This is a genomic window from Paracoccus subflavus, from assembly GCF_004310345.1.
Classification (GTDB): domain Bacteria; phylum Pseudomonadota; class Alphaproteobacteria; order Rhodobacterales; family Rhodobacteraceae; genus Paracoccus; species Paracoccus subflavus.
This window is the reverse complement of record NZ_SISK01000013.1, coordinates 1-20379: the sequence shown is the minus strand read 5'-3', so window position 1 is coordinate 20379 and position 20379 is coordinate 1. Positions and strand designations below refer to the sequence as shown.

The 20379-nt window shown below is 65.1% G+C and carries 21 protein-coding genes, 1 tRNA gene and 2 pseudogenes; 5 read left to right on the top strand and 19 right to left on the bottom strand.

Annotation, left to right across the window (positions count from 1 at the left end; translation table 11 throughout):
* The first annotated feature begins 23 nt into the window (after positions 1–23).
* Positions 24–1607, top strand: a complete 1584-nt coding sequence (locus EYE42_RS14205) for a lysine--tRNA ligase (RefSeq protein ID WP_130991984.1) — start codon at positions 24–26, stop codon at positions 1605–1607.
* Here EYE42_RS14205 and recR read toward each other — a convergent pair.
* The 8 genes from recR to EYE42_RS14165 form a co-directional block, all read right to left on the bottom strand.
* On the bottom strand, positions 1604–2203 hold the full coding sequence (gene recR, locus EYE42_RS14200; protein WP_130991983.1) for a recombination mediator RecR: 600 nt from the start codon (positions 2201–2203) through the stop codon (positions 1604–1606). The genes EYE42_RS14205 and recR overlap by 4 nt on opposite strands.
* Before the next feature lie 3 nt (positions 2204–2206).
* Positions 2207–2551: a YbaB/EbfC family nucleoid-associated protein gene (locus EYE42_RS14195; RefSeq protein ID WP_130991982.1), complete on the bottom strand. Its 345-nt coding sequence runs from the start codon at positions 2549–2551 to the stop codon at positions 2207–2209.
* Positions 2552–2554: 3 nt separating this feature from the next.
* On the bottom strand, positions 2555–4333 hold the full coding sequence (locus tag EYE42_RS14190) for a DNA polymerase III subunit gamma/tau (RefSeq protein ID WP_130991981.1): 1779 nt from the start codon (positions 4331–4333) through the stop codon (positions 2555–2557).
* A 66-nt stretch (positions 4334–4399) separates the two neighbouring features.
* Positions 4400–5119: a TerB family tellurite resistance protein gene (locus tag EYE42_RS14185; RefSeq protein WP_425466571.1), complete on the bottom strand. Its 720-nt coding sequence runs from the start codon at positions 5117–5119 to the stop codon at positions 4400–4402.
* Positions 5120–5193: 74 nt separating this feature from the next.
* Positions 5194–5685 (bottom strand): GNAT family N-acetyltransferase, encoded by a 492-nt coding sequence (locus EYE42_RS14180; RefSeq protein WP_130991979.1) that lies wholly within the window; start codon positions 5683–5685, stop codon positions 5194–5196.
* Complete coding sequence (locus tag EYE42_RS14175; RefSeq protein WP_130991978.1) at positions 5682–6245, bottom strand: VOC family protein; 564 nt, start codon at positions 6243–6245, stop codon at positions 5682–5684. Before EYE42_RS14175 ends, EYE42_RS14180 begins: the two co-directional genes overlap by 4 nt.
* Entirely contained in the window at positions 6245–7042 is a 798-nt protein-coding gene (gene trpA, locus EYE42_RS14170) for a tryptophan synthase subunit alpha (protein ID WP_130991977.1), read from the bottom strand. The genes EYE42_RS14175 and trpA overlap by 1 nt, the downstream gene beginning before the upstream one ends.
* Before the next feature lie 155 nt (positions 7043–7197).
* On the bottom strand, positions 7198–8061 hold the full coding sequence (locus tag EYE42_RS14165; protein ID WP_130991976.1) for a LysR family transcriptional regulator: 864 nt from the start codon (positions 8059–8061) through the stop codon (positions 7198–7200).
* Between the two features lie 137 nt (positions 8062–8198).
* Here EYE42_RS14165 and EYE42_RS14160 point away from each other — a divergent pair, with 137 nt between their 5' ends.
* A complete protein-coding gene (locus EYE42_RS14160) occupies positions 8199–8423 on the top strand; it encodes a DUF1127 domain-containing protein (RefSeq protein ID WP_342772718.1) in 225 nt (74 codons plus the stop codon).
* A gap of 103 nt (positions 8424–8526) precedes the next feature.
* Here the strand turns inward: EYE42_RS14160 and EYE42_RS14155 are convergent, their stop codons facing one another.
* From EYE42_RS14155 to EYE42_RS16045, 6 genes are all read right to left on the bottom strand, one after another.
* Entirely contained in the window at positions 8527–8991 is a 465-nt protein-coding gene (locus tag EYE42_RS14155) for an arsenate-mycothiol transferase ArsC (protein WP_130991974.1), read from the bottom strand.
* A gap of 2 nt (positions 8992–8993) precedes the next feature.
* A complete protein-coding gene (locus EYE42_RS14150) occupies positions 8994–9473 on the bottom strand; it encodes a UPF0262 family protein (RefSeq protein ID WP_130991973.1) in 480 nt (159 codons plus the stop codon).
* Entirely contained in the window at positions 9470–10783 is a 1314-nt protein-coding gene (gene hisD, locus EYE42_RS14145; protein WP_130991972.1) for a histidinol dehydrogenase, read from the bottom strand. Before hisD ends, EYE42_RS14150 begins: the two co-directional genes overlap by 4 nt.
* Before the next feature lie 89 nt (positions 10784–10872).
* Positions 10873–11349, bottom strand: a complete 477-nt coding sequence (locus EYE42_RS14140; RefSeq protein ID WP_130991971.1) for a DUF2948 family protein — start codon at positions 11347–11349, stop codon at positions 10873–10875.
* A gap of 3 nt (positions 11350–11352) precedes the next feature.
* Positions 11353–12621, bottom strand: coding sequence for a UDP-N-acetylglucosamine 1-carboxyvinyltransferase (gene murA, locus EYE42_RS14135; protein ID WP_130991970.1), 1269 nt, complete (start codon positions 12619–12621; stop codon positions 11353–11355).
* On the bottom strand, positions 12622–12786 hold the full coding sequence (locus EYE42_RS16045) for a hypothetical protein (RefSeq protein WP_165455804.1): 165 nt from the start codon (positions 12784–12786) through the stop codon (positions 12622–12624). It abuts the gene before it with no gap.
* 129 nt (positions 12787–12915) lie between these two features.
* Here EYE42_RS16045 and EYE42_RS14130 point away from each other — a divergent pair.
* Positions 12916–12990: transfer RNA gene (locus EYE42_RS14130), tRNA-Thr, on the top strand.
* 91 nt (positions 12991–13081) lie between these two features.
* On the top strand, positions 13082–14770 hold the full coding sequence (locus tag EYE42_RS14125) for a tyrosine-type recombinase/integrase (protein WP_130991969.1): 1689 nt from the start codon (positions 13082–13084) through the stop codon (positions 14768–14770).
* Between the two features lie 730 nt (positions 14771–15500).
* On the opposite strand, the gene EYE42_RS14120 is transcribed toward EYE42_RS14125, so the two are convergent.
* On the bottom strand, positions 15501–15899 hold the full coding sequence (locus EYE42_RS14120) for a helix-turn-helix domain-containing protein (protein ID WP_246020825.1): 399 nt from the start codon (positions 15897–15899) through the stop codon (positions 15501–15503).
* Positions 15900–16189: 290 nt separating this feature from the next.
* Here EYE42_RS14120 and EYE42_RS14115 point away from each other — a divergent pair.
* Positions 16190–17103: pseudogene (locus tag EYE42_RS14115) on the top strand (IS256 family transposase); the annotation flags it as partial.
* Positions 17104–17197: 94 nt separating this feature from the next.
* On the opposite strand, the gene tnpC reads toward EYE42_RS14115, so the two are convergent.
* The 4 genes and pseudogenes from tnpC to EYE42_RS14095 all read right to left on the bottom strand — a co-directional run.
* Entirely contained in the window at positions 17198–18697 is a 1500-nt protein-coding gene (gene tnpC / locus EYE42_RS14110; protein WP_130991967.1) for an IS66 family transposase, read from the bottom strand.
* 58 nt (positions 18698–18755) lie between these two features.
* Entirely contained in the window at positions 18756–19103 is a 348-nt protein-coding gene (gene tnpB, locus EYE42_RS14105; protein ID WP_130991966.1) for an IS66 family insertion sequence element accessory protein TnpB, read from the bottom strand.
* Positions 19100–19495 carry an IS66-like element accessory protein TnpA gene (tnpA, locus tag EYE42_RS14100; RefSeq protein WP_130991965.1) on the bottom strand — a complete coding sequence of 132 codons (396 nt, stop codon included), beginning with the start codon at positions 19493–19495 and terminating at the stop codon, positions 19100–19102. The genes tnpB and tnpA overlap by 4 nt, the downstream gene beginning before the upstream one ends.
* A gap of 338 nt (positions 19496–19833) precedes the next feature.
* Positions 19834–19995, bottom strand: a pseudogene (locus tag EYE42_RS14095) (IS256 family transposase); the annotation flags it as partial.
* Positions 19996–20379: the final 384 nt, after the last annotated feature.

Genomic DNA, 20379 nt, shown 5'->3' with positions numbered 1-20379 from the left:
TCTTGGAACAGGAGAAGTGTGCGATGACCCCCCTGCGCGACGCCGCGATGCAGTCGAAGGCCTGGCCGTTCGAGGAGGCGCGCCGGGTGCTGAAACGATATGAAAAGAAGGACCCGGACAAGGGCTATGTCCTGTTCCAGACGGGCTATGGCCCATCGGGGCTGCCCCATATCGGCACCTTCGGAGAGGTGGCCCGCACGACGATGGTCCGCCGCGCCTTCGAGATCATCAGCGACATTCCCACCCGGCTGTTCTGCTTTTCCGACGACATGGACGGGATGCGCAAGGTGCCGGACAATGTCCCCCAGCAGGACATGCTGCGCCAGCATTTGCAGGAACCGCTGACCACGGTCCCCGATCCGTTCGGCGAATACGACAGTTTCGGGCATCACAACAACGCCATGCTGCGGCGTTTCCTGGATACCTTCGGCTTCGAATACGAATTCATCAGCGCGACCGAGTTCTACAGGTCCGGGCAGTTCGACGACACGCTGCGGCTGGCCGCCGAACGCTATGAGGCGATCATGGAGGTGATGCTGGCATCCCTGCGCGAGGAGCGCCAGCAGACCTATAGCTGCTTTCTGCCGATCAGCCCCAAGACCGGCAAGGTGCTGTATGTGCCCATCAAGCATGTCGACGCCAGGAACGGCACCGTCACCTTCGACGACGAGGAGGGGGTGGAAACCACGCTGCCGGTCACGGGCGGGCAGGTCAAGCTGCAATGGAAGCCCGACTTCGGTGCCCGCTGGGCGGCACTGGATGTCGATTTCGAGATGTACGGCAAGGATCACAGCACCAATACCCCGATCTATGACGCCATCTGCGAGATCCTGGGCGGCCGCAAGCCCGAGCATTTCACCTATGAGCTGTTTTTGGACCAGCACGGACAGAAGATCAGCAAATCCAAGGGCAACGGGCTGTCCATCGACGAATGGCTGACCTATGCGGCGACCGAAAGCCTGTCCTATTTCATGTATCAGAAGCCCAAGACCGCCAAGCGGATGCATTTCGACGTGATCCCCAAGGCGGTGGACGAATATCACCAGCAGTTGCGCGCTTTTCCCGACCAGACCCCTGACCAGCGACTTGCCAACCCCGTCTGGCACATCCATGGCGGCGACGTGCCGGCCAGCGACATGGTGGTGCCGTTCCAGATGCTGCTGAACCTGGCATCCGTCGCCGGGGCCAAGGACAAGAACGGGCTGTGGGGCTTCATCCGTCGATATGCCCCCGAGGCGTCGCCCGAAACCCATCCGGGGCTGGATCAGGCGGCAGGGTTTGCGGTGCGGTATTTCACCGACTTCGTGGCGCCCGCCCGCCAGTTCCGCCCGCCTTCCGAGAGAGAGCGCCGTGCGATGGAGGATCTGGCCGGTCGTCTGGCCGCCTGGGACCAGCCCGCGGACCCCGAGGCGTTGCAGTCGATGGTCTTCTCGGTCGGCAAGGACCACGGGTTCGAACCGCTGCGCGACTGGTTCGCGGCACTGTATCAGGTGCTGCTGGGCGCCGATCAGGGGCCGCGTTTCGGCGGGTTCATCGCGCTTTACGGGATCAATGAAACCCGCGCGCTGATCGAAAAGGCGCTGGCCGGGGATCTTGTGGCTGCCTAGAGCCGCCGCCGCGCCCTCAGTGCGGCGCTGATCGTGCCGTCATCGAGGTAATCCAGTTCCCCGCCGATCGGCACCCCCTGCGCAAGCCCCGTAACGGTGATACCGGAATCGGCCAAGGCGTCGGCGATGTAATGCGCGGTGGTCTGGCCATCCACAGTGGCGTTCAGCGCCAGGATGACCTCGCGGATCTTTTCCCGATCCACCCGGTCGATCAGGGCGGGGATGCCCAGATCGTCGGGTCCGACCTCGTCCAATGCCGACAGCGTTCCGCCCAGGACGTGATAGCGCCCCCCAAAGGCACGGCCGCGTTCAAGGGCCCACAGGTCGGCCACGTCCTGGACCACGCAGATTTCCCCCGTGGCGCGGGCGGGATCGGTGCAGATCGCGCATTCGTCACGGTCGGTGACATTGCCGCAGGTCACGCATTCGCGGGAATTGACAGCCACCCGGTCCAGCAGTCCGGCCAGTTGCGACATCTGCCCCGTGCGCTTGCGGATCAGGTGCAGCACGATGCGCCGGGCGGACCGTGGCCCCAGCCCCGGCAGCCGCGCCATCAGCCCGACAAGCGCCTGGATGTCGTCGCTGCCGTCGGCCATGGCCTAGAACGGCAGCTTCATGTCGGCGGGCAGGCCCATGCTTTCGGTGATGCGCGCCATTTCGGACTGCATCCGGTCCTGCGCCTTGCGCTGCGCGTCCTTGATGGCGGCCAGGATCAGATCCTCGACCACCTCCTTTTCCGACGGCACGAAGATCGAGGGGTCGATCTCGAGCGCGGTCAACTCACCCTTGGCGGTGCAGGTGGCCTTGACCAGACCCGCGCCGGATTCGCCCGTCACGGTGATCGTGTCCAGATCGGCCTGCATCTGCTGCATCCGGTCCTGCATGTCCTTTGCCACCTTCATCATCTTGGCCATGTCGCCAAAGCTGCCCAAACCCTTGATCATCGCCTAATCCTCGTCCTCAAAGGGGTTCCATTCCTCGACCTCGGCCACCGGACCCTGCGTCAGGTCATGGGGGTTTGCTGCGCCATCGGCCACTGTTTCCTCCTCGGCCGCGGGTTCCGGAGGGGCGTCACGCACGGCGCGCAGGGTGGCGCCGGGAAAGGCTGCCATCACCTCGCGCACAATGGGCAGTTGCAGCGCTCGTTCGCGGCGGCCGAGCTCCTCGGCGGCGTTCTGTTCGGCGATCGAGGGCGCGCCGCCCTCGTTCGTGACCGTGACCGTCCAGCGTTGCCCGCCGGTCCAGCCGCGCAGCCGTTCGGCCAGATGCTGCGCAAGGTCGGCCGGCGCATCGCCGCGCGGCTGGAATTCGATCCGGCCGGGGCCGTAGCGGACCAGGCCCACATGCTTTTCCACCTGCATCAGCAGCAGCATGTCGCCCATGCGCCGGATCAGGTCCAGAACCGAGGCGAAATCGGGCCAGGCCGTGAAGGCATCGGGGCTGACCGCCAGCGCGGTCGCGGCGCCCGAACGCTGTGCCATCACCGGGGCGGGCCGGGCCGCGCGCGGGGCCTGCGCCGGGGCGGCGGGCGCGGCCGAGCGCGCGAAATCACCCGCCGCCTGGGCCTGCTGGATCTTGCGGATCAGTGCCTCGGGGTCGGGCAGGTCGGCCACATGAGTCAGGCGGATGATCGCCATTTCCGCCGCCATCATGGCATTGGGTGCCGTCGAAACCTCGTCCAGGGCCTTCAAAAGCATCTGCCACAGACGCGTCAGAACCCGCATGGCGATGCGGTCGGCCAGTTCCTTGCCGCGCACCCGTTCGTCGGGCGCGATGGTGGGATCCTCGCCCGCGTCGGGCGTGATCTTCACAACCGAGATCCAGTGCGTGATCTCGGCCAGATCGCGCAGCACGGCCACCGGATCGGCGCCATCGGCGTACTGGGCCTGCAATTCGACCAGCGCGCTGGCGGCATCGCCCCGCAGGATCATCTCGAACAGGTCGATGACGCGGCCCCGGTCGGCCAGGCCCAGCATGGCGCGGACCTGTTCGGCAGTGGTTTCACCCGCGCCATGGCTGATCGCCTGGTCCAGCAGGCTGGTCGCATCGCGGGCCGATCCCTCGGCGGCACGCGTGATCAGCGCCAGGGCGTCGTCCGTGATCTGCGCGCTTTCGGCGGCGGCGATGCGGCGCAGCAGGGCGATCATCACCTCGGGCTCGATCCGGCGCAGGTCGAACCGCTGGCAGCGCGACAGGACGGTGACCGGCACCTTGCGGATTTCGGTGGTGGCAAAGATGAACTTCACATGCGGGGGCGGTTCCTCGAGCGTCTTGAGCAGCGCGTTGAAGGCGTTGATCGACAGCATGTGGACTTCGTCGATGATATAGATCTTGTAGCGGGCCGAGGCCGCGCGATAGTGGACGGAATCGATGATTTCGCGGATGTCGTTCACGCCGGTCCGCGATGCCGCGTCCATCTCCATCACATCGACATGGCGCCCTTCGCTGATTGCCACGCAATGTTCGCAGGTGCCGCAGGGTTCGGTGGTGGGCCCGCCCTGTCCGTCGGGTCCGATGCAGTTCATGCCCTTGGCGATGATGCGTGCGGTGGTCGTCTTGCCTGTGCCGCGGATGCCCGTCATGACGAAGGCCTGTGCGATGCGGTCGGCGGCAAAGGCGTTCTTCAGCGTGCGCACCATTGCGTCCTGCCCGACCAGATCGGCGAAAGTCTCGGGCCGGTATTTGCGGGCAAGCACCTGATAGGCGGGCGCGGCGTCAGGGGGCATCACGGTGTCCGTTTCTGGGTCAGGCCGAACCTAGTCGCAGCCACCCTGCGCCACAAGGGCCGCGCCCTATTCGGCGGGGGTCGCAAGGGTTCCCCGGCGCATGCCCTTGAACGCCTCCCATGCCTCGTTCAGGCGGCGGGTGCGCGCCTCGGCCAGGCGCACGGCCTCGGGGGGCAGGCCACGGGCGATGGCGCGGTCGGGATGGGCCTCCAGGATCAGGGCGCGGAACCGCTTGCGCGCCTCGGGCAGGGGGGTATCGATGGGAATGCCCAGTACGTCGCAGGGCGGGCATCCGGTCTGGCGGTCGTGGCGCAGCCGGATCGACGCGACCTGTTTGGCCGGCAGCCCGAAGATCCGGCCGACCTCGTCGATGAACAGAATTTCGTTTTCGTGCATTCCGCCGTCGGCCACCGCAATGATGCACAGCCCTTCGATCACATCGGCCAGCACCGGATCGCCGGGGGCGAACATCGCCGCGATCCGCCGCGCCCAGGCGTCGAAGCCCGCCACGTCCTGACGGGCCAGGTCAAAGACCCGGGCGGCATTGCGCTCCTCGGACCGGGGGATGATGAAGACCCGGCGGAAGGCCGCAACCTCGGACCGGGCAACGGCCCCGTCGGCCTTGGCCAGCTTGGCGCCTAGGGCAATCACGGCGATGGTGAACGCGACCGAGCGTTCGGGCGGCACCGACGCGCGCGGATGCCCCAGAAAGACCGCCAGCCTGTCCCCGATCCGCTGCCAGAAGCTGCGGGGCTTCGGCAGGCAGGGGCAGGGGGCATCGGTCACGCGCATGTCCATGCCGTCAGTCTAGCCGCTGACCGGGACAAAGTGTAGGGGCAGGCTGTCGCAGACCGGGGCGATCAGTTGCCCAGGTCCTTGCCCATCAGCACAAGGTCATGAAATCGTCCGAATTTCCAGCCTGCACAGGGGATGCGTCCCCATTCGGCATAGCCGGCGCGGACATGAAAGCGCAGCGATCCTTCGTTGGATGCCGTGATCCCGCCGATCATCAGCCGGTGCCCGCGCTGTCGGGCATGATCCTCCAGCCAGGCAAGAAGCGTCCGTCCCATGCCCCTGCCTTGCGCCAGGGGCGCAAGGTAGATGGTATGTTCCATGCTGCGCGCATAGCCGCCGCCGGACCGGAACTGGGCATAAGTCGCAAAGCCTGCCACACCGCCCTGGTCCTCGATGACGACAAAGGGGTGGCCCTGGGCCTGCCGGTCGGCGATCAGGGCGCCGATCTCGGCCTCGCTGCGTTCGGTGGGCCAGAAGGTGATCGCCGTGTCGCGAATAAGCGGGTTCCAGATCGCGGCGATGGCGGCAGCGTCGCCGGGCACGGCGTCGCGGATCACAGGACGACCTCGCCCTGCGGGGTTGCGATGACGGCCGAAAATGCCCCGCCCGACTGGATGCGCGGGTCTGCAAGCGGCATCCGGTCCAGCGGCAGCATCAACCTTGCCAGACGCAGGCCGCGATCGGGCAGGCGGTCGGCCGGATGGGTGCCCTCCCCCCAGTCGATGCGCATGGGTCGGGCACCGTCGTCTGGCATCTGGCCGCTGTCCGGAATGGTGATGCGCCAGGACAGATCCCCCCGGCTGGCCGCGCTGATCCCGCTGCCGGCCGGTGCCATCAGCGGCGACTGCCGCATCACCCAACCCGCAAGCCGGGGCGGCCCGTCCAAACGGTCCAGCCCGAACCAGCGCGGGCGGTCGGGGGCGGGGGCGGCGGGGTCGATGGCGATCAGTTCCAGATACTCGGCCGGCCCCAGCGACAGCAGCATGTTGTGCGTTCCCATCAGCGGATGCCTGCCGCCCGGCTCGGGGCCGACGCCCAGCCGGTCGGCCAGCCATTCCGCGCCTTCGTCCAGCGACCGGGCGCCGATTGCGATGTGGTCAAAGCCCGGTATCCGCATCAACCGCGATGCGCCCCGGCCGCCAGGTCCCGCACGAAGTCCAGCACCTCGGGGACGGGCCGTCCTTCGCCGATCTTCTTGACGATGGCGCTGCCCACCACGCAGCCATCGGCCACGCTGGCGATCTGGTGGGCGGCATCGGGGGTGGAGATGCCGAAGCCAACCACCACCGGCAGGCCCGAGGCAGCGCGGATGCGCGCGACCTCGGGCGCGACCTCGGCCGCGTTCGCGGCGGGACCGCCGGTGATGCCGGTGACACTGACATAGTAAACGAAGCCCGAGGTGTTCTTTACAACGACCGGCAGGCGGCGGTCATCGGTCGTCGGCGTGGCCAGACGGATGAAGTTCAGCCCTGCGCGATTGGCCGGGATGCACAATTCGTCATCCTCCTCGGGCGGCAGGTCCACGACGATCAGGCCGTCCACGCCGGCGTCCTTCGCCTCGGCCAGAAACCCCTCGACGCCGCCCGGACGGGCATAGATCGGGTTGTAATAGCCCATCAGCACGACGGGCGTGGTGTTATCGGCCCTGCGAAACTCGCGCAGGATCGCCAGCGTGCGGGTGACGCTGCCCCCCGCGGCAAGGGCGCGCTGTCCGGCCGACTGAATCGTCGGCCCGTCGGCCATGGGATCGGTGAAAGGCATTCCCAGTTCGATGATGTCCACCCCGGCATCGGGCAGGCCCAGCATGATTTGCAGGGTCGTATCCTCGTCGGGGTCGGACGCCATGATATAGGTCACGAAGGCCTTGCGCCCCTGGGCCTGAAGGCGCTGAAAGGTGTCGTCGATCCGGGTCATGGCACTCTCCTGCGAACCGGGTCTGTGTGGCGCAGTTCGGCGGTGGGATCAAGCCGACAGGGCCATGGACAGGAGAGGGGTTCCGACCGGAAGCCCCGCCTTTTGTCGCCAAAGGATGGGTGCATGTCCGATCCCGTCCGACCTGCCGGGCATGGTCACGCGGCCATGGCGACGTCGTCCACCGCCCGGCGCAGATAGCCCGCGAAATCCGCAGCCTCGCGCCGTGCGGGGCCGTCCGCGACATAGACGTTCAGCCATGTCGGCGGCAGGGGCGGCAGGGCGCCTCCGTGATCCACGGGCTCCAATCCCGCCTGGGCGATTCCCCGCGGCAGGATGGTGACCCCCAAATCCGCGGCCGCCGTCACCCGCCAGGTGTCGCTGCCGCCATCGGCGACCGCCTGGAACCATTCGATCCCCGCCCGGTCCAGCGCCGCAAGCCCCACCGGGTGATAGGCGCAATGGAGCGAGTTGGCCAAGGGCAGCGGACGTTGCCGCCACGCCTGGCCATTGATGGCGCCGAACCAGGCCAGATCGATCTTGGACAGGTGGATCGCCCCCGGCGGCGCCTCGAATTCGGTGGTCAGGATGACGTCGTGTTCGCCGCGTTTCATCTGCTGGCGCAGATCCTTGCTGCGGCCGTCGTTGATGATCAGTTCGATCCGGGGATTGGCCTGGCTGAAAGCCCGCACCGCCTGGGCCACGCGGTTGAACAGCCAGTCGCTGGTCAGGCCCACCCGCAGACGGCCCTCGGGCCGCTCTCCGGTGAACCGCGACACGATCGCGTCGTTCATCGCCACCAGCTTGCGCGCCTCGAGCAGCAGTTCCACGGCAAAGTCGCTGAGCACCACCCCGCGCCCCTGCTTGCGCAGCATGGGCTCGCCGAACAGATCCTCAAGCCGTTTCATCTGCATGGACAGGGCACTTTGCGTCATGTTCAGCGCCTCGGCCGCGCGGGTGACGGCCCCGTATTCCGCAATGCCCTGAAGCGACCTCAGCGTCGCAACGTCAAGATTTCGCATGGCTCAATCCCCCTGATGGATCGGATCAAAAACATTCGTTTCTCGAATGATGCATATTCGGGTATCCATCAACAAGAAAAATGAAGCCTGCCTAAAGTATCAAATTAAACGATCTTTATCATCAGCGAGGATGATCCGTGGCCAGAAAGGATGTTTCAGCCGCCGTGACGTTTCGGCAGTTCCGGACGTTCCGTCCCCCTGTATGGGGACGGATCGTTGCCATGCACGCTGTCTGGCGTTCCCGCAGGGCATTGGCGGCCTTGCAGCCGCATCACCTGCGCGACGTGGGGTTGTCCTCCGAACAGGTAAGTCAGGAAATCGCCCGCCCCGTGTGGGACGTGCCATCGCACTGGCGCTGCTGAACCTACCCCGTCGGCATCGTCAAACTGCCGCGCCACCCCTGAAGGGCGGCGCGGTTTTTTCTTGCGTCTTTCCAGAACACCCTTTGCGGGGCGGCATTGCTTTCTAGCCGTCGCCTTTTGGCGGGCCAAAGCGTTCGATCATGCGGGTTCTGATCTGGTCGCGGGTCTGGCGATAGGCGGCCAGTTTGGCATCGCGTCCCTCGGCCAGGCCCGCCGGGTCCATGATGGGCCAATATTCCACGTCCAGATGAAACACCCGCGTCAGTTCCAGGGCCTGGCGCTGGCTGGCCGGTGACAAGGCGACGATCAGGTCGAAAGCGCCCAGGTCGTCGCCCCAGTTCTTCATCTCGTCAAAGCTGCGGCTGCGGTGGTTGGCGATCTCGATTCCGATCTCGTTGCAGACGGCGATGGCAAAGCCGTCGATCTCCATGTCGTTCCTGACGCCGGCGGACTGCACATAAGCGGCGCGGCCATAGAATTTTTTCATCATGCCTTCGGCGATGGGCGAACGGATAGAGTTGTGATCGCAACAGAACAGGACCGATGTCGGGATCGCGTTCCGGGCCATCGTCACCCCTGGGGTATCAGGGTGCAGATCAGGGTAAACAGGCGCCGGGCGGTGTCGATGTCCAGGTCGGCCTTGCCCTCCAGCCGTTCCTGCAAGGTTCGCGCGCCTTCGTTGTGGATGCCCCGTCGGGCCATGTCGATCGCCTCGATCTGGGCCGGGGGAAGACGCTTGACCGCGTCGAAATAGCTTTGGCAGATCTGGAAGTAATCCTTTGTAACCTGCCGGAACGGTCCCATCGACAGATGAAATTCCGCCAGCCGCCCGCCCTGCGGCGCCGACAGGTCGAACACCAGCCGGCGTTCGCGGATGCACAACACCAGTCGGAACGGGCCTTGCGGTCCCGCCTGGCCATCGCGACCGGGGATGACAAAGCTGTTGTCCTCGATCAGATCGAAGATCGCGATGCGGCGTTCCTGCTCCATCTCGGGGGTGGCCGGCGGGGCGTGGGAATCGTCGATCTCGATCTGGATGATCCGGCTCATGGCGCGGGTCTTTCGTTCAGGCGGATCAGGCGCTGGCGGATCGATTCGCCATGGGCCTGAAGGCCCTCGGCGGCGGCCAGACGCATTGCGGCCGGCCCGATGGCCGCCAGCGCGCCGGGAGACAGACGCGCGATGGTTGTCCGCTTGAGGAAATCCATCACCGACAGACCCGATGAAAACCGCGCCGACCGCGCCGTCGGCAGCACGTGGTTCGGACCGCTGGCATAATCGCCCACCGCTTCGGGCGTATAGGGGCCCAGAAAGATCGCCCCTGCATGGACGCATTGCGCGGCCAGGGATTCGGGATCGTCCACGCACAGTTCCAGATGTTCGGGGGCGATGCGGTTGGAGAGGGCGGCAGCCTCGTCCAGGTCGCGGACGATGATGATGGTGCCGTGGTCGCGCCAGCTTGCGCCAGCGATCCGTGCCCGGGACAGCGTGGGCAGGATGCGGTCCACCACGCCGGCGACCGCATGGCCAAGGCCCGGATCGGTGGTGATCAGGATCGACTGCGCGTCGGCGTCGTGTTCGGCCTGTGCCAGCAGATCCAGCGCCAGCCAGTCAGGATGCTGGTCGCCCGCGGCGATGATCAGGACTTCGGACGGGCCGGCGATCATGTCGATGCCCACGCGGCCAAAGACCTGACGCTTGGCCGCCGCTACATAGGCATTGCCCGGCCCGGTGATCTTGTCCACCGCGACGATGGTTTCGGTCCCATAGGCCATGGCCGCAATCGCCTGTGCCCCGCCGATGCGATAGATTTCGTCCACGCCCGAAAGCTGTGCGGCCAGAAGCACCATCGGGTTCGCCACGCCACCGGGGGTCGGCACGCAGATCACCAGCCGTTCGACCCCCGCCACGCGCGCGGGGATGGCATTCATCAGGACCGACGAGGGATAGGACGCCTGTCCCCCCGGGACATAGAGCCCCGCCGCCGACACGGGCGTCCATCGCCAGCCCAGTGTCGCGCCCTGCCGGTCGGTCCATTCGGCATCCTCGGGCATCTGATGGGCGTGATAGGCGCGAATGCGTTCGGCCGCCAGTTCCAAGGCGGCACGATCCTCGTGGCCGACCTTGGCGACCTGAGCCGCGATCTCGTCGGGGGAAAAGCGCAGGCGGTCCGGTGTCAGGTCCAGCCGGTCGAAGCGGCGGGTCATCTCGCACAGTGCCGCATCGCCCCGCGCCCGCACATCGGCGATGATCATGGCGACGGCATCGTTCACCTCGGTCGCGTCCTCGCGCTTGCCGGCCAGCATCCTGACAAAGCGGGCCTCGAAATCGGGGTCGGAGGTGTTCAGCGTGACCGGCATTCTGGGTTCCTGCGGCCGGGACCAATCCCCCGGCACCTCTTGTTAGCGACTGCTCTGCGCGGCCTCAAGCCACGCATGACGGTCCGCGCCTAGTCGGGATGGGACGGGGCCTTGCCGGAAACCGCGCGATAAGGACGGGTCACGTCACGCAGGTCGATGTTGATGCATTCGACCTCAGCTGCCAGCGTGCCGTCACCGGCGAATTCCAGCAGCAGCCGCCCGGTGCCGTCCGTCCCGGCCTGCCACCGGATCGCCAGCAATTCCAGAACCGTGTCCGCCTCGCGGCTGATGCCGTCGGACAGGACGCGCATCACGTCCCGGATCAGCAGGACTGACCGGACCCGCTCGTAATCCCGTCCTTCGGCCGCTGCCTGTTCCGCATCCTCCCAGCGAAACCGGTTCACCAGCAGGGCCAGCGACCGGCCGCGGGGATCGTATGACATTTCCGAGGCGGGCAGCACGGCATCCTGCAACAGGGACGACAGGACGCGCAGGTCCTGCTCGTCCTCGGCCATCAGGGCCAAGGGCAAGGGATCGGCATCGGCAAAACGGGCGTCGGGGGACATCGCTTACTCCTCTTTGACGCGTTCGATATGGGCGCCCACGCCGCGCAGCTTGCGCACCACGTGTTCGTAGCCCCGGTCAAGGTGATAGACACGGCTGACGGTTGTCTGTCCCTCGGCGGCCAGACCGGCCAGGATCAGGCTGACGGATGCGCGCAGGTCGGTCGCCATCACCGGGGCGCCGCGCAGTCCGTCCACGCCGGTGACGGTCGCATGGCCGCCATGAACCTCGATCCGCGCGCCCATGCGGGTCAGTTCGGGGGCGTGCATGAAGCGGTTCTCGAAGATCGTTTCCTCCAGCACGCTGGTGCCCTCGGCCACGCACATCAGCGCCATGAACTGTGCCTGGAGGTCGGTCGGAAAGCCGGGAAAAGGCTTGGTCGTGACATTGACCGCGCGGATGCCGTTCCGCCGGCCGACCTTGAGACCGCGCGGGGTTTCGCTGACACTGATCCCCGCCTCGTCCAGTTTTTCGCAAAAGGCCGACAGAAGGTCGATCCGGCCGCCCAGGCATTCCACCTCGCCGCCGCAGATGGCAGGCGCCAGCATATAGGTGCCAAGCTCGATCCGGTCGGTCACGACGGGGTGGGTGGCGCCGTGAAGGCTGTCGGTACCCTCGATGGTGATGGTGCTGGTGCCCTCGCCCTCGATCCGGGCGCCCATGGCGCGCAGGCAGCGGGCCAGATCGACGATCTCGGGTTCGCGGGCTGCGTTCTGCAAGACGGTGGTGCCGCGTGCCAGGGTCGCGGCCATCAGCGCGTTTTCCGTGGCGCCGACCGAGACCAGCGGGAAATCGACCACCGCCCCCTTCAATCCGCCCGACGGTGCCCTGGCGTGCACATAGCCGTCGCGCAGGTCCAGTTCCGCCCCCATCGCCTCCAGCGCCCTGAGATGCAAATCCACCGGGCGGGCACCGATCGCGCAGCCGCCGGGCAGCGATACCTCGGCCCGGCCATCGCGCGCCAGCATCGGTCCCAGCACCAGGATGGAGGCCCGCATCTTGCGCACGATGTCGTAGTCGGCGCGGTGGCTGGTCAGCGCATGGCTGGACAGGGCCAGAACCTGGCCGTCCTGCAGGCTGGCGACCTCGGCCCCCAGGGATTGCAGCAGGGCGGTCATGGTGCGGATGTCGGACAGACGCGGCGCATTGGTGAGCGTCAGCGGCTGGTCGGTCAGCAGCGTCGCGGGCATCAGCGTCAGGCAGGCGTTCTTGGCCCCCGCAATGGGGATTTCGCCGCTCAGCGGGCCGTTCCCGCGCACGATGATCTGGTCCATCTAGCTGTCGTCCTTGCCTGTGTCGCCGTCCTCTGGCCCGTCCTTTGCGTCGGCTGCCCGCGCGCGCACCTGCGCCTTGCGGCGCTGCAGGTTAGCGCGCAGGGCCGCGCGCAGCCGGTCTTCGCGGGTGGTCCGTTTCTGTGTATCGTCCGGGCGCTCGCTCATCCGCCACCTGTTATCGTCCGGCGCGGCGACAGTCCAGCAAACGCAGCGACGCCGGAGGCGGGGGCCGGGATTTTTCCCTCGTTCCCCCTTGCGCGAACCTGCCGCTTTGTCTAAACGCCCCCTCACGATGCTGCGGTAGCTCAGTGGTAGAGCACACCCTTGGTAAGGGTGAGGTCGAGAGTTCAATCCTCTCTCGCAGCACCATATCATCCCATTGAAACGAAAGAAAACCCTTGCTTTTCTGGGGTTAGTGCCTCTTTTGGTGCCTGAGTTGGTGCCAGAATAAGGTCTGCGGATGGCTGGTCAGGTCAAGAATTTGAAGGTCAAGGGCGGGCGGTTCTATGCCCGAGTCGCGGTTCCGGCGCACTTGCGCGCGGTCATCGGCAAGACCGAACTAGTAGTGCCGCTTGGTGGTGAACGCCGGGCAGCCATGAAAGCGCTTCCTGCTGCCGTGGCGACCCTACAGCGCCAGATCGACGCCGCAGGGGCCAAGGCCGCAGGGGCCCGGCTGGACGATCTGCGCAGCCCGATCACGACCGTGGACTATGGCCGGGCGGTCTGGTCGCATTATCAGTCTATGCTGGCGAGCGATGACACTACACGGGCGGCTTACCCTACGGATGTCGAGATCGAGGCAGAGAAAGATGAGGTTGTCCGCCGGTGCCAGCAGAACGGTATCCCCATCCATCCGATTGAAATTTTAAGTCAGTCTCTCGACTGGCTTCTGAAACGCGGTGCCCGTGACTTCGACCAGAACGCTCGGCAGGTGAAGCTGGACGCTCTGCGCGGCGATCTGACTGCCGACCGAACCCACCTTGTCGAAGACGCGATAGACGACCTTCTGGCGCGGAACAGCTGGACCGCGCCGCCAGGATCGGCGGAACGGAAGGTGCTGGCCCGTCAGATCATGCGGGCCGAAATTGAAGCCCTGGAGCGGACCCTGGAGCGCGACCGGGGCGACTATGGCGGCCAACCGTCCGACCCTATAGTAAAGGCACCGGCAGCCTCGCACCCTGACGTGCCCGCCGATCCGGTTCCGATCAAGACTCTGTTCAAGGACTACATTGCCGCCCGGCAGGCTTTGGGAAAGCACAAGGACGGGGCAGGGGCCTGGGAAACCGCAATCCTGCATTTGATTAAGTTTCTTGGTCATGCTGACGCCCGGCGGATCACCAAGCGCAACCTGCTGGACTGGCGCGACAAGCTGTTGGCCGAGGGCCGATCAACCAAGACGATTGCCGACAAATATCTCGCCAGCGTCCGTGCCATGCTGCGATGGGCCTTCGAAAACGACCGGCTGCCCACGAACGAAGCCGAGGCGGTCAGGCAAGAGGTCGCGAAGAAACAGCGCACCCGTGAACGCGGCTACACGACGCGCGAGGCCGTGGAGGTTTTAAAGGCTTCGACCAACTATCAGCCCAAGCAGACAGACAATCCCGCTAACCGAGAAAGCGCCCATATCACGGCGGCGAAGCGTTGGCTGCCGATCCTTTGCGCCTTCACCGGGGCGCGCGTGGCCGAGATGGCGCAACTTCGGAAAGAGGACTTGCGGCAGGAAGGCAATAGGTGGGTGATCCGCGTCACGCCCGACGCTGGCAGCGTGAAGGCGGGCGGCTATCGCGACGTGCCGCTGCATCAGCAGGTGATTGTCCTGGGCTTCATTGACTTTGTGAAGGCCGCGAAGCCTGGCCCGTTGTTCCACGTAGCCAAGACTCAGGCGCGCTATCTCGCGGCTGCCCGTGCGACCGCCGGGCGGGTGACGCAATGGTTGCAAGAGGCGGAGCTTGTCCCGGCAGGGATCCAACCGTCGCACGGCTGGCGGCATCGGTTCAAGACCCAGGCGCGCGAACTTGGACTGTCTGACCGCATCGTTGACGCAATCCAAGGTCATGCCAGCAAGACAGCATCGGACGATTACGGCGATGTGTCGGTAAAGGCTCGCATCCCCGTTATAGATGCTTTGCCCGACTACAAACTCGCGTAAAATGTTGCATCTAAACAACGCCTGTGATACAAAAAACACGGTTGATCTGTTGCGAGTATCCTTGTGTCCATCCTGTCGCGCCTTAGCCGTGCTTTCGGCAAAGGCCACTCTGTCGAACAGAGGTCTATCACTCTGACCGACCCCGCAGCCTTTGGGCTGTTCGGGGTCCAGCCTGTCGCGTTGGGCGTCAGTGTCACCCATGCCAGCGCCATGCGCGTCCCTGCTGTTCGGCGTGCTGTCTGCCTGATCGCTGAGTCTGTCGGCTGTCAGAGGAACCGTAGCTTCACACTGTCGGCCAAACCTGCCACGATCCTGTGGAATTGCCGCCCATGATCAGCTGGATTGAGTGCCCATCATCCCGTGAAACATGTAAGATCACGCCTGTGCTGCGAACGTTCCGCGAGATCCCGAAGAGCTGAAGCGCCCTCGGGGGAGGATTTTTCGGCAGCCGGACTACTGACAGCTTTCTCACGATGCATAACGACAGCCGGAGACAACTGCTGCACCGTCAGGCCCGGCTCCGGAGGCGCGATGACCTTTGATTGGTAAGGAAACTGGCCGATCGCGGCATGGGGAATAAGTGCCTTTCGATCGGTCCCGCGACGGACACGTGACTGACGAAAGGGGAAATCCATGTTCCTGCCCCATTTTGGGGAACCCAGGCAGACCTACGTCGGTCGAGATCCCCTTTTGGAACGAGGCGGACGCGCTCTCAAGAAATTCTCTCCGTTTAGCGACTGAAGATGGATCGCAACACTGTTCGCGACCGGGCGGTCAACTTCGGATCCGTGTGGTCTGACGCGTCACGGATTTCCAAAAGCCATGCGCGTTCATTCACCGTGGTCGGCGTCCCGAAAACCTCCAGCAGCGCCACAGAGGCCGTTTTTCCCACCGCCTGTTCTAAGGCGAGTTGCATCAAGAAGGCAGGATCGACCTCCAGGGAACGGGCCAAGCTCGGCACGCGGTCGAGCGGTATCTTCGATGCTCCAGTTTTGAACATGGAGATCAGGTTCGGATTCATGAATCCCGCCTCGTGGGCGATTTCTCTCTGACTTTTCTTGTGAGCAAGAAGTTCAGTCTGGCGGCGAATGAAGATTGCAGCTGGGCTGTTTGCATAGGGGTATGGCATGATCGTCTCTCTTGTTGCTGATAAGACAAATCTACCTAGCCATGATCAGCAATGCGCTTGGGACCAGCGGCGAACATCAACGGAAAGAGCCGAAGTCCTAGATAAAATCAATCAGGTCGACGGGGGTGCATCGGGACCCCTGAGCATTCCGGAGCCTTCATCCTCCACAATGGCGTATAGGCGATTCTAGAAACGGCTTCCTTGCAGACCGACACTGACGGATCTTGCGCAACCGGACGCAGCAGAACAGCCGAGTAACGCAACGTTTGGCGGATCACTGTTGCGAACTACGCAACGAAGAGCGCCGGGCGCAGCGCAACGGTTACCGGGACCGCGACTGGCAGACCCGTGCCGGGAACGTGGAACTGCGCATCCCCAAGCTGCGCACGGCCAGTTACTTCCCGTCCTTTTTGGAGCCCCGCCGGGCCGTAGAAAAGGCGCTGACGGCGGACATCCAGGAAGCCTATGTCCACGGCGTCTCGACGCGCGCGATGGACGATCTCGTGCAGGCCATGGCACCGGCATCTCCAAGAGCCAGGTCAGTCGGTTGTGCGAAGAGATCGACGAGCGGGTCGATGCGTTCCTGACCCGGCCCATCGAGGGCGAGTGGCCCTATCTCTGGATCGACGCCACCTACCTCAAGGTCCGCCAGGGCGGCCGTATCGTGTCCGTTGCCGTCACCATCGCGGTCGGCGTGAACACCGATGGCCGCCGCGAGGTGCTCGGCATGGCGATCGGCCCATCTGAAGCAGAGACGTTCTGGACCGACTTCCTGCGCGGCCTCGTGCGCCGCGGCCTGGCCGGCGTGAAGCTGGTGATCAGCGACGCGCACGAGGGCATCAAGGCCGCCACCGCCCGCGTGCTGTCCACGACCTAGCAGCGCTGCCGCGTGCATTTTCAGAGGAATGCCCTGGCTCATGCCGGCAAGAGCAGCCGCAGGGTCGTGTCGGCCTTCATTGCCACCGCCTTCGCACAGCCCGACCATGGGGCGGCCCGGACGCATTGGCGGCTCGTGGCCGATCAGATGCGGAGCAAGCTGCCGAAGCTCGCCACCCTCATGGACGGGGCCGAGGAGGATGTCCTCGCCTACATGACTTTTCCCCCGCAGCACCGGGCGAAGTTGCACTCGACGAATCCGATCGAGCGTCTGAACGGCGAAATCAAACGGCGCACCGATGTCATTGGGATTCACGAAGGGCAGTCTTGATCGCCATAAGAGCGCTGCTATCGTAAGCGTCCGGCCTGACTGCTACCCTTTCCATTGCCAGGGCAGCAGGTGTAAGCGTCCGGCCTGACTGCTACCCTTTCCATTGCCAGGGCAGCAGGTCGTCGACCTTTGTGATCTTGTAGTCTGGTATGCGGGCGAGTGTGTCGGCGAGCCAGGCGTGTGGATCGATGGCGTTGAGCTTGCCTGTCTCGATCAGGGTGTAGGCGATGGCAGCGGCCTTGCCGCCCGCCTCCGAGCCGACGAAGAGGAAGTTCTTGCGCCCAAGGGCGATGGCGCGCATGCCGCGTTCGGCGGCGTTGTTATCCAGCTCAAGAATGCCGTGGTCGAGGTAGGGACGCAGGCGCTCCATGCGGGTCAGGGCATAGCGGATGGCGGCCGCGAGCGGGGATTTGCCAGAGATCGTGGTGAGTTGCAGGGCCAGCCATCGCGCCAGATCGTCGAAGATCGGGGCCGCATGTGCCTTGCGAAGTTCGACCCGGACATCCGGTGGCGACCCTCGGGCTTCCTTCTCGACGGCGTAGAATTGCGCGATCCGGCCGATGGCCTCTTCGGCGATCGGGGAGCCCTGCGCTCGGTGGATGTCGACGAACTTGCGCCTGACATGGGCCATGCAGGCGACCTCGCGGATCGCTCCGCTCCGATAGAGATCCTCGAACCCGGCATAGCCGTCGGCGTGCATCCATCCGCGGTAGCGGGCCAGATGGTCCTTGGGGTGCTGGCCCTTGCGGTCGCCGGAGAACCTATACCAGGCGGCCGGTGGTGCGATCCCGCCCCACGGTCGTTCGTCGCGGGCATAGGTCCAGAGCCGTGCCGTCTGGGTCTTGCCGGTGCCGGGGGCAAGGATGCTCACGGGCGTGTCGTCGGCGAAGATCGCCTCGGCCGACAGGACATGGCGGCCGATGGCATCTGCGAGGGGTTCCAGCAGGGCGGTGGATTTGCCCACCCAATCGGCCAGGGTCGATCTGTCGAGGTTGAGACCTTCGCGGTCGAAGATCTGGCTCTGGCGGTAGAGCGGCAGGTGATCGGCAAATTTGCTGACCAGGACATGGGCCAGCATACCCGGCCCTGGGCGGCCGCGCTCGATAGGGCGCGTCGGCAGCGGCGCCTGGACGAAGCGTTCGCAGCAGGCGCAGGTCAGCCGGGGTCGGACGATCCGGTTCACGATGAAGCGGCCGGGGACATACTCGAGTTCCTCGGTGACGTCTTCGCCGATCCGGCGCAGGTGCCCGCCGCAGTCGGCACAGGCGTCCGAGCCGGGCGTCAGTTCGACCTCCATCCGGGGGATGTGGTCCGGGATCGGGCGGCGCTTGGGTTTGTCCTTCTCCTCGATGTCGGGCAGCTTCATCCGTGCGGTCATCGCGGCGGCGGCGATCTCGCTGGTCTCGAGGGCCAGTTGCAGCTGTTCGGCGGTCTCGGACGACGCCCCGAACCGGTGCGCCCGGTGCCCCGCCAGCTGGTGGCGCAGCTTCTCGATCAGGATCGCCTGCGCCTTCACCTCGGCCAGGAGCCGCGCTGTGAAGCTGCGCAACTCCTCGGGGTCTTCCGGCAGGGTCAGGGTCTGGTCGAGCATGAAGGAAGTTTATTCCACTGTATTCCTTGTGGGAATCCTTCTCGCGAGGGGCAGGCGATTATCCCGCAGCCAGAGGCCGCCACGTCCGTTCTGGGGCCCGCCAGTCGATGCCTTCCAGCAGCATCGACAGTTGCGCAGGCGACAAAGCCACCTTGCCCTCCTTGGCCGAGGGCCAGACAAAGGGGCCCTTCTCCAGGCGCTTCATGAACATGCAGGCCCCTTGGCCATCCCACCAGATGACCTTCACCAGGTCACCCCGACGGCCACGGAACACGAACAGATGCCCGGCGAACGGGTCCTGCTTCAGCACCGCCTCGGCCTGTGCCGCGAGCGCCGCAAAGCCCTTGCGCATGTCGGTGACCCCGGCCGCCAGCCAGACCCGCGTGTTGGCCGGAACCGGAATCACGCTGTCAGGCCCCGGATCAGTCGCGCCAGCGCCTCAGGATCATAGCTGCCGCTGATCCGCATCCGGTGACCGCCCGCCAGGTCGATCTCGATGTGGTTCTCGGCGGCAGGTGCCGCCGGGGCAGACCTGGTCTCCGCGACAATCTCTACCGGCAGAAAGCGCGCCTCCTCTGCTGGGGGCGCAACCAAGGCGGGGTCCGGCGCATAACGGGGATCGCGCAGCCACTTGAAGATCAGGTTCGCGTTCACCGCGTAGCGCCGCGCCACCTGAACCACGGAAACGCCCGGCGCCGTCGTCTGGAAACAGATCGACCGCTTCTCCTCATCCGTCCAAAGTCGCTTCGTCCGACGCGCCACGCCATCACCATAGTGTCCACTATCGTTGGTGGACACTACCCGCCTCTCTCACCACGCGGCAGGGCGCTCAGGCCGGACGCTTACCTGCTATCTACCCCTGTGCCTGGAAAAACACCGTGCAGATGAAGACGACCTTGCGGAGAAAACTCGAACAGGAAGGCGTATTCAAGCCCGGTCTGGCCGATCTCCTTCAGTGCTCGGTTTAGAGAGTTCTGAAACAGCCGCGTGACCCGTGTCTTGTTGGCTTGGGCCATATAGCTCCGTTCCCGGTCGAAACCAGGGTTAAGGGTCACCGCTACACCGCAGCCGTGGTCATGTCCCATGAGGTGGTGTAGCTCTTGGCTGGCCTGACTGGTGTCGGCGGGCCGAGCTGATCAGTCCGTCTGCGCGGCAGGCAGGCTGACGATGGGATCGTCGCAGACCGGCGCGAACGTTTCCAGTGTCATGTATCAGGAGCGTTGCACTGCCCACTCCTCGGTCTGCTCCATCAGGATCGCGCCGACCAGGCGGCGGATGGCCGCCTCGTTCGGGAAAAGCTGCAGGAAAGATCAAGGGCAAGCTGCGGCTCGCCAAGTTCAGTTCAAGCGGCTCTACAGTGCCTCTGGATGGGCCACGTATACGTGGAAGGCTTGTAGAACTATCGCGAAGGCGCTGGGCGGCGACCAGTTGATGATCATGTCTCGAAGCATGGCGCGTCTGGCGCGGCATTTTCACGAGGAAACAAGGCAGAACCATTAGGCTGCCTGAGTGAATACGATGCCGACACCATCAGCGTGACCACGGAAGCGCGCAACCTGCTCTAGGATCTGGACCCATAAACGGGATTCCCCGCTGGGCCGAAGTGTGATTCCCTGCGGTTTGAAGCAGGAGGACGGACATGGCTTCGGAGTTCTGGTTAAGCGACGCGCAGTTTGAACGGC